Genomic DNA, 10,790 nt, shown 5'->3' with positions numbered 1-10,790 from the left:
TTGATGACCGAGCCGATCTCCGCGCTGGAGGCGCCCAGCTTCGCGACGGTCTCACCGGCGTTGCGTACCGTCCGCACGCCGGTGCCTGCCACCCGGGCCGCCTCCGAGACGCTGCCGGCGATCTCGGCGATGGTGGTGCTCATCTCCTCGCTGGCCGCGGCGATGGTCTGCACGTTGGCCGAGACCTGCTCGGCGGTGGCGGCGACCTGGTCGGAGCGGGCCGCGGTGCCGGTGGCGGCGCCGTCCATCCGCCCGGAGACGGCGGTCAGCTCGCGGGAGGCACCGGTCAGCGTCGCGCTGTGGCGGGCGATCACGCCGAAGGCGTCCCGCAGCACGCCCACGGTCTGAGCCAGGGCGCGGGCCATGTCCCCGAGTTCGTCGCGGCGGCCGGTGTCGACGGAGACGGTCAGATCCTTCGCAGCGATGGTGCGCAGGGTCTGCACGGTCGCGGCCAGCGGCCGGGTGATGGTCCGGGTCACGGCCACGGCCAGTCCGGCGGCCAGCAGCAGGCACAGGGCGCCCGCACCCAGCATCAGCCGCAGGGCGGTGTCGCTGGCGGCGCGCGCGTCGGCGGCCGCGGCCGCGGCGTTGGCCACGGCCTCGGTCGCGAGCTCGTCCACGGCGGTGGCGGCCCGCTCGAAGTGCTCCAGCGCCTCACCGGCCACCAGGTCGTTGGCCTCGTCCATCCGGGCGGGCGTGCCGTCGCGGTAGGCGGCGACGATGCGGCCGTCGACGTCCATGAAGTCCTCGAACGCGCTCTCGGCCCGCCGCAGGCCCTCGCGCTGGGTGGCGGTCAGCTCCAGACCCGCCAGTTCGTCCAGGTCCTCGCGGAAGGCGGCGGTGGAGGCCACGAAGTTCTTGCGCTGGCCGACGGTGTCATCGGCCGCCTTCGGCACGCCGCGCAGGGTGTCGAAGGCGTATCCGGTCTGCCAGCCGGCGAAGTCGGCGGTGCGGAACTTGGCGGTCAGCGCCGCACCGCGCACCGCCGTGCCGGCCTCCAGCCGATCGGTCGCCTCCCGCGCCGAGGAGATGCCGGCGGCGCCCACCCCGACCGCCCCGCACAGCAGGACGCCCACCACCGCGAACGCGCCGCCCAGGCGCACGCCGACCTTCAAATCGTTGATCTTGCTCATGTCCGGTTCCCCGCGCTGCCGTATCCGTGTCGTTGACCGAGCGCCGTGTGCGCCTGCACTGTGACCATCGACCGGATCGACCACCGGGTGAGCGAAAGCACCCCATCGGGTGCACCACCGGTTGCCGCCCTGCCCTCGAACGGATCAACTCCGGGCGGAAGACTCCCACCGCTCCTGCCTTCCGTTATCCGGAGCCAGAACCGAGGAAGCCGACGTCAGCCGACCAGAACCGAACCGGGCCGACCCAGGCCGTCTGTGAGGTCGCAGCCGAAGAACGCGTTCTCCACTGGCCTGGCGGAGCCGGTGGCCAAGGAGCGTTGGTCCTCATCCGATGCGGCGAGCTGGCTCGCCTGCAACCGAAACCGCAAGAGACCAAGGCCGGGGGTATGGGCCTATCCCTGTCGCAAGGAGCGGGGGTCGCGCTCTGCGGTGCCCTCCAGGGCGCCGTCACGCAGGGGCAGGCCCAGCAACCCCGCCAGGCGCCGCATGAAGGGCGGCAGGTCGACCACGGCCGCACCCGCCCGGCACAACTGCGCCAGCAGGCACATCCCTCCGGTGTCGATGAACCGCAGATGCTGAGCGTCGATCAGGAGACGGTCGGCGCCGCGCTCGACGCGGGCCAGCGTCTCGGCCACCGCGGTGCGGTTGGTGGCGTCGATCTCGCCGATCAGGTGGACGAGGGTCGCAGCGGGCTGAGGGCGGTAGGTCAGGCGCAGCTGGTGATCGGCATACAGGACCGCATCGACGACGCCGTGCAGCGGGGCACCACCGGGTTCGCGGGCACCGGAGGCGCCGGCGTGCTGGATGCTCACGGCGCCTCAGGCCGGAACGGGATGAGGCCGTCGGCGCCCCGGTACGGTGCGCAGCGGCGAAGGCGCGGGAGGGCAGGCATGCGGACCCCGCTCGAGGAGAGAGACCGGTCGACTGAAATCATCTCACCCGCAGCTTATTTCGAGAAGGCGGTTACCGGAAATTGACTTCCGGTAAGATCGGATCGGAGACGTGGTCCGCCCGCGCTCCCCGCCGCCGGATCCTCCGGCCCCTGAAAAGAGGTGCCATGGCCTTTACCAGCGCTGGCGATCCCGCCTCGACCTGGACGTTCCTGACCCACCACGCCCGGGTGCTGCTGGAGATCGCCCGCGATCCGCAAGCGCGCCTGCGCGACATCGCGCTGCGGATCGGTATCACCGAGCGCGCCGTGCAGGGCATCGTGTCCGACCTGCATCAGGAGGGCTACCTGACCCGCGGCAAGGTCGGCCGCCGCAACCACTACACCCTCAACCCCGAGCGCAGTTTCCGCTATCCGACCGAGGCCGACCTGCCCGTCCGTTTGCTGATCGACATGTTCGCCCAGCGCGGGCTGCCCGGCGGCGACTCATCCGCGCGCCGCGCCGACGCCCCGGCGCCGTCCTGAGCCCACGCCCGCACGAGGACTGCCGGGGAGACAGCCGGCCTACGGCTCTCACCACCTGCGGTCACCTCGACAGGCCGCACGCCGGGTCGGCTGCCGGTGGCGCAGGATCAGGCACCGGCGTCGACGCCCGTAGGCCTCCGCCGGCCGGGTGCGCCGTCGCCGGTGTCCGGGCCGCCGGTGACGATCACTTCGCCGGTGGCATGGTCGGCGGCCGCGGTGTAGCCGACGCCGGTCAAGATGGCCATCAGCGCCAGGTTCACCGCGGCGCGCACCTGGTGGTGGGCGGCCCGGTTCTTGACGATCACCTCGGCGGCGGTGGTCCAGCAGACCACCACGCCCCGGTCCGCCTCGTGGCGGACGGTCAAGCCGCCCTCGATGTCCGAGGCGGGGGCGTCGACGAATCCGGCCCGGCGCAGCTCGGCGCGCACCCGCGCAACGAGTGCGCGGCCGGCAGGGGTCTCGGCAGACTTCTCGGCAAGGTCAGGGTCATGCATGGGGGCGTTCCTTGTCCTCGCACTGACGAGCGGAACCTCGCGCCCGGTCCTGCCGGTGGGCAGTTCGCGCAGTGTATCGAACGCCTGTCCGACGCCCGTCGCCCGATCATGGGCGCACCATCCGGCTCAGCGGGCCCTCGGGAGGCCCTGGTGCGCCGCAAGGGGGGAAACACTCCGCCGCCCGGCACGCGCGGGATGGGCCGTACGGAGCCCGCCCGGCCGGCGGCCGGTGCGGCGGGCCGTTCGGGGGCAGGAACCGTAGCCAGGGGGATCGGAAAGGGGTGAGGGGACATGCCGGTCACGCTGGTCGTCGAAGACGATGCCGATCACCGGAATCTGCTGGTCCTGCTGCTGGAGCGGGCCGGCTGCCGGGTGCACGCCGTGGCCGACGGCGCCGATGCCCTGCCGCTCGCCCAGCGGGTGCGCCCGGACCTGGTGGTGCTGGACTGGCGGCTGCCCAACCTGCCCGGCCCCGAGGTCTGCCGGCGGCTGCGCGCCACCCCAAAGACGGCGGAGGTGGCGGTGCTGATGGTGACCGCCTGGGGAGGCGACAGCGTCGAGAACGCCCGCCAGGAGGCCTGCCGGGCGGGGGCCGACGACTTCATCCTCAAGCCGATCCACCCGCAGGAGTTCCTCGCCCGGGTCCTGACCCTGCTGAAGCGCTTCCCGCCCGCCCGGGACCGACCCTGATCCACCTCCCAGGAAGAGGGATCTTCTCGCGAAGCGAGCCACCCGAAACCGGGTATAACCGACAGGACCGGCGGACGGCTGTCGCCACCACGCACCCGGCACACTTCCGGGGCCGCCCGCCGGCAACCCGACCACGGCCAGGGGATAGAGCCGGGAAGACAAGGGCGCGACGCGATGCCACCCCGGCCTGCGAGCCCCAGGATCATGGATGACAAGACGATGAGCAAGACACCCACCCCGGACGCCTGCCTGCATCCGGGCAGAGGAGAACAGGAGCGCATCCTGGGCTCCGGGACGGAGGACTACTACTGCCGCGGTTGCCGGGAGGCGATGCCGATCATCCCGAAACCCGAGCGGTGCACACTGTGCGGCTCGACGACAGGCCACATCAGGCCAGAACCGGAGCACGGAATGTCCTGGCACTGCCCGGACTGCGACAGAAACTGGGGGTGGGTGAAGTAGCCCCCACAAGGTTCGGCTCCGCGCGCGGCCCGTCCCTGACCGTCTCGTTGGTCCAGCACAGCCGCGTGATGGTCGTCCACCTGGCCGGGGACCTGGAAGCGAGCACCGTGCCGCTCCTGCGCCAGAGCGTGCAGCCGCTGTGGGGGCGGGCCGATCTGGCCGCGGTGGTGCTGGACGCGACCGGTCTGGGCTTTTGCGATTCGACGGGGATCAGCGCCCTCATCGCCTCCCTGCGCACCTGCCAGGCCGCAGGCAAGCGGTTCCTGCTCAGCGGCGTGCACGGCACCCTGGCACGGTTCCTGGCCACCACCGGCCTGCACCGGGCGTTCGAGATCTGCGACAGCGCCGATGCGGCGGTGCGGGCCGCCTCCCCGGGCGCCGGCAGGGCGTAGGCCGGCCGCCGCCCACCGGCCAGGGGTTCCGCCGCTGGCCGGCCGGTGTGGTGCGGGCGCAGGCGGGTACGCGTGCTGGAGTGAGACAGGTGCGACGCGAAAGCTGGTCGCTTCGGTGCCGGGCCCGCAGGCGCCGCCTTCGGGCGGTACCCGCTGACGTCCTGCGGGCCCGCTCCCGGCCGTCGGGGCGGCGGCCGTGACCGAACCCGCAGCCGGTGCCGGTGCCGCCCGGCAGATCGGCGAGGTCGTCATCGGGCCGGAAGGCGTGCTGACCCAGGAGCTCGGCACCGTGACCGGCTCGATGCACCTGGCCACCCAGTTGGCCGCAGGCCGGCTGCGGGCGTTCGTGCAGCGCGCCGGCGACGAGCGCTGGCACGAGGTGGCCGGCAGCCCGCTGCCGGTCCCCGAGCCGGTCGAGCAGTCCGAGCAGGCCCTGCTGCACCTGCACCTGGCCGTCCACGAGGCGGTCATCCGCCACGCCAGGCTCGGGGGCCTGCCCGACGGACTGGTCCCCGAGATGCTCGACGAGGTCGGGCTGGGCTGAGCCAACGATCGGCGCGCAGCCATCACGGCCTCGGGAAACGCCGCCCTCGCCCGGCACCGCCGGACTACCCGACGGGTTCCGGGAACTTCCAGTCCCGCTACCTGGCGGCGTTTGAACCTGCAGCCCGTTGACCCCCAGTCAGGTGCGCTACCAAACCGCCGGTTGCTCTGATCAAGGAAAACGCCGGACAGCGAACATGGGTCAACCCTCGCGGGGAAGGCTGCGGCTGGGAGCGGGATGGTTCCTTGCGCGGCCGGGGCTGTTTCGGGCAGCCCCGGCCGCACTACCGCCCGGTCTTCTCAACTCGGGGCGATCCATACGTTTGCCCAGCTCACCGCAGGCCATACGGCTTGTCACCGGGAAGGGAACTTCCCGACGATCAGCCTCGCTCCTGCGGTCTCCGCCTGAGTGCGGCGGCGTGGTTATGACGGCGGGATCCGACCCCGGCCCGTTCCCGGACCGGCCTGCGCCAGAGCACGTCGGCAAGCGAGCATGGGCGCCATGACCTCCGAGGATGACCCGCCGCCGGCGTGGCTGCACGAGTGCGTCATGGCCTCCATCCGCCGCAAGCTTCAGCAGCGGCGCCGGGAGATCGCCGAGCTGGAGCGGATGTGGGAAGCCGACTCCGGCGAGTAGCCGAGGCCCGGGCCCGGGCCTCGGCTACTGCGGGCCGATCGTCCCCGCGGCACGGCAGGCGGATCACGCGCCGGGCTGCGGGGCGGGGGTGGGCCGGGTGCGGTAGTGGCGGTCCAGGGCGGCCAGGGCGTCGGCCTGGCGCGCGTGCGAGCCGCCGACGGCGTCCACCTCGACCCGCTCGTGGTCGAGGGTGCGGGCGGTCCAGCGGGTGCCGTCGGTCTCGGCGTAGCCGATCGGCACCTCGCTGCCGGGCGGCAGGAGGTAGCGGCGCCCGTCGCCGGACCGCCGCGCCACCCGGTAGCCGTCGGCCAGCCGGCGCGGGGCCGGACGCACCCGCTCCCAGTCCCGGACGGCCGGACCGGCCCCAGAGGCGGGTGCAGGCGCGGTGGTGAGGCCGTCGCCGACGGGCCGGGCAGCGACCTCCTGGCGCTGGACGACGACAAGCGGGTCGTCACCCTCGAACGCCCGATACAGCGTGGAGCGCCCGACGCCGAGGGCCTTGGCGATCGCGGGGATGGTCTGGCCGCGGGCTCGGCGGGCGCGGGCGGCGGCGAGCGTGTCGGCGTCGATCGCCGGGGGCCGGCCGCCCTTGCGGCCTTGGGCGGCGGCGGCCGCCAGGCCGTCCATGGTGCGCTCGCGGATCAGGTCGCGTTCCATCTCCGCGGCCATCGCCGCGACCAGGAACAGCATCTTGTCCGCGATCGACTGGCCGCCGGGGCGGTGCAGCCCGGCGCAGACGCCGGACAGGATGTGCAGGTTGATGCCTCGCGGCGCGAGCTCGTCTTCGAGGAAGACGAGCAGTTCCTTCACCGAGCGGGCGATGCGGTCGGGCTTGTAGATGACCAGGGTGTCGCCGGGCTGCATCCGGGCGATGGTGGCGGCCAGCTTGGGGCGCTCGCGGCGGGTGGAGACGGTCTCCTCAACGACCTCGCGGCAGTGCGCGGCCGCCAGGGCGTCCATCTGGAGCTGGTGGTCCTGGGCGCGGGTGGAGACGCGAGCGTAGCCGATGCGGATCGCGTTGGCCGGGCCGGCCGGGGTGGTCGACGGCGGCTCGGCGGGCGCCGGGGCGGAGGCGGCGGGGAGAGTCATGCCTCCATCGTCCCGGAAACGATCCCGGAAGGCTATTTCATCGGGCGAGGTTCCGGGATGAGTTTCGGGACGATCGGACGGGATCGCTCCTGCGGAAACACCACCCTGCGAATGATCTTCGCTGGCCGTCCCGGAAACGATGGAATGCTCTGTGATCTTGTTTTCGCCTCGTAGGCGAGACACGCCCGAACGGCCGAGATACGGGTCTTCCTGCTACCGCACCCTGTTTTCCTGAAGGCCGATTGAACGGGTAAGGCGTGACATCGGTCCTGTGATCGACGTCATTGCGCCCGCAGGTGGTGGACGAGCACGATGACGTGATGACGACGGCAGAGCGGTACCGGGCGTTCGCGGTGCGCGAGGCGCGAGGACAGTCCCCCGCATACGAGGCGCTGGCCTTGACGGTCAGCGCCGATCAGCGACTGCTGGGGTTGCTGGACGAGCTGCCGAAGGAGAAACGGCAGCCGAACCTGCTGTTCGCGGCGGCTCAATACCTGGCCGCGCCGGTGACCGCGCCGGACGAGTTCCGGGCGTGGATGGTACGGCATTGGCCGAAGTTGTCCGCCACGATGCTGCGGCGCCGGACGCAGACCAACGAACCGGCCCGCTGCGCCGCCATGCTGCCGGTGCTGGCGCGGCTGCCGCAGCCTCTCGCTCTGCTGGAAGTCGGCGCCTCCGCCGGGTTGTGCCTGTATCCGGATGCCTACCGGTACCGCTACGGCGACGGCGCCGCGGTGCTGGGCCCTGCGGACAGCGAGGTACGGCTGACCTGTGCGGTCAGCGGTGACGTGCCGCTGCCGGAGTCGACGCCCGCCGTGGTGTGGCGCGCCGGTCTGGATCTCGACCCGCTCGACGTCGCCGATGACGACGATGTGCGCTGGCTGGACGCACTGATCTGGCCGGAGCAGCAGCAGCGGCGTGACCGGCTGCATGCCGCGGTTCGCGTCGCCCGCGCCGACCCGCCCCACCTCGTCAGGGGCGATCTGCTCACCGATCTGCCGGCCCTGGCCGCGCGAGCTCCGGCCGACGCCACGCTGGTCGTCTTCCACAGCGCTGTGCTGGCCTACGTTCCGCCGGACACCCGGACCGCTTTCGTCGAGCTCGTCCGCACCCTGCCGGGGCACTGGATCTCCAACGAAGGGACGGGCGTCCTGCCCGGCCTGATGCCGGCCGCCGTGGTCGACGCCGATGGCCCGGCGATGTTCGTGCTCGCCCTCGACGGCCGGCCCGTCGCACTCACCGGACCCCACGGCCAGGAGATCCGGTGGCTCATCCCGCACACGGTGTCCGTTTGAGGAACGTCCGTTATCCACATGATGGGATCCTTCGTCGTTGCCGAGCGGGTCCAGGAAGACCTTCACGGAGGACGGGACAGCGTGACCGCCCGCGCCGATCCCGGGACAGGACTGGCTCTTGCACCGCGAAGGTCGACGGGAAGACCGCTGCTTTCGCAGGCGGGAGCCGGATGTCGTTCACGGACCGCGAAAGCCGGCGGCCGGCACGCGTTTCCCGCACTGATCCGCAGGATGAGGGCACCGCTATGCCGAGGCGGTGCGCAGCATCGCGGCGACGGCCGCCGCGTGATCACGGTCGGCCATGACCTGGCCCTCGTGGACCAGCGCGAAGTGGGTGCTGTAGGCGGCCCTCCTGGCATCGGGAGACAAGGCATGGCGTACGGATATCGCCGCCTGCCAGCGAGGCCGGACCGCCTCCCGCTCTTCTTCGTCCGGGCGGCGGTGCCACGTGCAACTCGGACAGGCCGACATGCCGGTCGCGGTATCGACGGAGAAGATGGTGCGCTGACCGTCCGGGGAGCGGGGCGGATCCACCGACGGGTTCGCCGTCCATTCGCCGGTGGCGCTGTCGATCGGATGACCGGTCAACTCCGATTCATAGCCGCGGATGAGCTCGGTGAGCGGGGAGTCATGCCCGACCGGGGGCGTCTCACCCCGCTCGGCGGAGGCGAGTGCCTCGGCGAGCACCGGGTGGTCGGCCACACCGGCACGCTCGCACTGGCGACGGGCTTCGGCGATCGCGGCCCGCCGCTGCAGGTCGGGGGAGGCGCCGTCGATGGCCTCGGCGAGCCTGCGGTCGAAGGCCCGCAGGGCGTGCCTGGCGAGCGGGTCGCCTTCCGGGGCGTCAGCGGGAACCGGGTCGGTGATGACCCCGCCCAGCAGCGGCCCGTCCAGCAGCGCGGGAGTGAACAGCACCCCGGAGATACGGCTGGCCAGCGCGAGGGCCGCGGGAACGGAACCAGGCAGGTACTGGAACTCCTCGTCCGGCTCGGGCTCCAGGCCCAGCTCGCGCATGTCCTCATTGAGCGCGTCGGGGTGGCTGCCCCAGCGCTCCTGGGGCGTCTGCGGACGGAAGGCCGTCCGGATCCTGCCGTCCGCAGCGTGGCGGAAGGCGTGGGAGGCCGCGTAGTCGTGGCGCATGACGGCCCAGCACTCCCGAAACTACGGCGAGCCGCCAAGTAGGAAGCCAGACCAGGTCAAAGGCTTGATTCTGAGCGCTTCTCCGACCCTCGGGACACCGCTCCCCACAGCTCGAGCCCTCCGAGAATCCGGCAACGTGGGGATGAGACGCCTGCCCCGGAACTGCGGGGTCTACCGTGCGGTCCGGCGAAACTTCGGGAGAACTGGGCCATCAGTCACTGAGCATGACCCCAGTGATCAGTACTCTGACCAGGCATTACCAGAATCTGAGCAGCATCCGGTAAGATCAATAGTGCGCATCGCATGGCATGCCTACTCGTAGGCGATTCGGACTCTGCGCGAGCTGACATGAGGCTCCGCGACTTGGACGCGATGAGCGTTTTCCACGTTCATGGAGACCAAGTCGTGTCTGTTGCCACCCTGGGAGCCCTCGTCGCTCTCCTCGTTCTCTTCCCCCTTCCTGTCGCCACCCTGGTGGCTGTCTTCTCGCGCCGTAAGCACCGCCAGGCCATGAAGGTCCTGCATCTGCTTGTCTTCGCCTTCATCGAGATCATCCGCCGCAAGAAGATGTAGGCCCCATGACTCCCGTGGGGAGGTAAGCCGCTTCGAGTCCCGAACCACGGGTCATCGAGATCTGATCGGCTGATGGCCGCGAGCGCTGGCGGCGCGGGCAGGGACCGGCCGCCAGGGCCGCACGCCCAGCCCTGGCGGCCGCCACCACTACGGCGGCGCCTCGGGCGCGGCCGCTTGATCCCTTGGGCATAATTCGGCAGTTGATGGCAGACCCGCTGGGTACCGTCGCTGTTATGACGACCCCACCTCCCAGAACCGGCAGGCTGACCTACGACAACGACGTCATGGCGTGTCCCTTGTGCGGTGACCCTGATGGCACCCATGTCGATCACGTCTACGTCGCGGCGCGCCAAGAGGACCAGGAGTTCACGTACCTCAGCATCAACGCCACCACCGGCGAGATGGACAAGGTGCTCGACCGCAAAGAGATCCCGCCGGTCGGCAAGCTGGGTGAAGCTCGGCGCCACCGGATCGCGCTGATGGGGTGGTGCGAGATGTGCGGTGAGGAGTTCTCCATCATCTTCACCCAGCAAAAGGGCCAGACCCTGGTAGAGACCGTTCCCGTGAACGAGGGGCCGATCTACCGGACGGGTCGCCGCTGACGAGAGACACGAGAGCTGTGTGCTCGCCGCAGCTGTGGTTCTTTCGGCAACCGGTCCACGGCCGCCGTGACGGTCGCCTTAAGACGCAGCATCCGGGGGCCGGTGGCACGGTGACCACCGGCCCCTCCAGGCCCTAGAGCCCAGGTCAGATGGCCGATGGGTCTCTAGGGTGCCCTCTAGACCTAGAGGGGCCGGCCTCTAGACCTAGAGGAGCCGGATGCTGACTAGACGATGATCGAGTTGGCGAGGGGCAGCGCCCCGCCGAAAGCAGCCCCGGCCCGCCGAGAGCCCTCCGACCGGTCCTGCCCCGATCCGGGACAGCCCTC

At 71.3% G+C, this 10,790-nt stretch carries 14 protein-coding genes; 9 read left to right on the top strand and 5 right to left on the bottom strand.

Annotation, left to right across the window (positions count from 1 at the left end):
- Positions 1–1,133: methyl-accepting chemotaxis protein (locus IEZ07_RS30690; RefSeq protein ID WP_191897995.1), on the bottom strand; the 1,133-nt coding region annotated here is incomplete at its 3' end.
- Between the two features lie 392 nt (positions 1,134–1,525).
- Complete coding sequence (locus IEZ07_RS30685) at positions 1,526–1,945, bottom strand: STAS domain-containing protein (protein ID WP_191897994.1); 420 nt, start codon at positions 1,943–1,945, stop codon at positions 1,526–1,528.
- Between the two features lie 245 nt (positions 1,946–2,190).
- On the opposite strand from IEZ07_RS30685, the gene IEZ07_RS30680 reads away from it, so the two are divergent.
- Entirely contained in the window at positions 2,191–2,547 is a 357-nt protein-coding gene (locus IEZ07_RS30680; protein WP_191897993.1) for a helix-turn-helix transcriptional regulator, read from the top strand.
- Positions 2,548–2,654: 107 nt separating this feature from the next.
- On the opposite strand, the gene IEZ07_RS30675 is transcribed toward IEZ07_RS30680, so the two are convergent.
- Entirely contained in the window at positions 2,655–3,041 is a 387-nt protein-coding gene (locus tag IEZ07_RS30675) for a hypothetical protein (protein ID WP_191897992.1), read from the bottom strand.
- Positions 3,042–3,332: 291 nt separating this feature from the next.
- Here IEZ07_RS30675 and IEZ07_RS30670 point away from each other — a divergent pair, with 291 nt between their 5' ends.
- From IEZ07_RS30670 to IEZ07_RS36065, 5 genes are all read left to right on the top strand, one after another.
- A complete protein-coding gene (locus IEZ07_RS30670) occupies positions 3,333–3,731 on the top strand; it encodes a response regulator transcription factor (RefSeq protein WP_191897991.1) in 399 nt (132 codons plus the stop codon).
- Between the two features lie 219 nt (positions 3,732–3,950).
- Complete coding sequence (locus tag IEZ07_RS30665; RefSeq protein ID WP_191897990.1) at positions 3,951–4,193, top strand: hypothetical protein; 243 nt, start codon at positions 3,951–3,953, stop codon at positions 4,191–4,193.
- A complete protein-coding gene (locus IEZ07_RS30660; RefSeq protein ID WP_191897989.1) occupies positions 4,181–4,585 on the top strand; it encodes an anti-sigma factor antagonist in 405 nt (134 codons plus the stop codon). Before IEZ07_RS30665 ends, IEZ07_RS30660 begins: the two co-directional genes overlap by 13 nt.
- Before the next feature lie 196 nt (positions 4,586–4,781).
- Positions 4,782–5,129 carry a hypothetical protein gene (locus IEZ07_RS30655; protein WP_191897988.1) on the top strand — a complete coding sequence of 116 codons (348 nt, stop codon included), beginning with the start codon at positions 4,782–4,784 and terminating at the stop codon, positions 5,127–5,129.
- A 501-nt stretch (positions 5,130–5,630) separates the two neighbouring features.
- The gene (locus IEZ07_RS36065) at positions 5,631–5,765 is read left to right on the top strand and encodes a hypothetical protein (RefSeq protein WP_275413880.1); all 135 of its coding nucleotides are present in this window, start codon (positions 5,631–5,633) and stop codon (positions 5,763–5,765) included.
- Positions 5,766–5,828: 63 nt separating this feature from the next.
- On the opposite strand, the gene IEZ07_RS30650 is transcribed toward IEZ07_RS36065, so the two are convergent.
- The gene (locus IEZ07_RS30650) at positions 5,829–6,854 is read right to left on the bottom strand and encodes a recombinase family protein (RefSeq protein WP_191897987.1); all 1,026 of its coding nucleotides are present in this window, start codon (positions 6,852–6,854) and stop codon (positions 5,829–5,831) included.
- 320 nt (positions 6,855–7,174) lie between these two features.
- Between IEZ07_RS30650 and IEZ07_RS30645 the strand changes: the two genes are divergently transcribed.
- A complete protein-coding gene (locus tag IEZ07_RS30645) occupies positions 7,175–8,149 on the top strand; it encodes a DUF2332 domain-containing protein (protein ID WP_191897986.1) in 975 nt (324 codons plus the stop codon).
- Positions 8,150–8,392: 243 nt separating this feature from the next.
- On the opposite strand, the gene IEZ07_RS30640 is transcribed toward IEZ07_RS30645, so the two are convergent.
- Positions 8,393–9,289, bottom strand: a complete 897-nt coding sequence (locus IEZ07_RS30640; protein ID WP_191897985.1) for a DUF6461 domain-containing protein — start codon at positions 9,287–9,289, stop codon at positions 8,393–8,395.
- A 405-nt stretch (positions 9,290–9,694) separates the two neighbouring features.
- Between IEZ07_RS30640 and IEZ07_RS30635 the strand changes: the two genes are divergently transcribed.
- Positions 9,695–9,862 carry a hypothetical protein gene (locus IEZ07_RS30635; RefSeq protein ID WP_191897984.1) on the top strand — a complete coding sequence of 56 codons (168 nt, stop codon included), beginning with the start codon at positions 9,695–9,697 and terminating at the stop codon, positions 9,860–9,862.
- A 233-nt stretch (positions 9,863–10,095) separates the two neighbouring features.
- Complete coding sequence (locus IEZ07_RS30630; protein ID WP_191897983.1) at positions 10,096–10,464, top strand: hypothetical protein; 369 nt, start codon at positions 10,096–10,098, stop codon at positions 10,462–10,464.
- Positions 10,465–10,790: the final 326 nt, after the last annotated feature.

It is taken from the genome of Planomonospora parontospora, assembly GCA_014647935.1.
GTDB classification, from domain to species: Bacteria; Actinomycetota; Actinomycetes; order Streptosporangiales; family Streptosporangiaceae; genus Planomonospora; species Planomonospora parontospora.
Note: the sequence above shows the minus strand (reverse complement) of the source record. Positions and strands in the feature narration are given on the sequence as shown.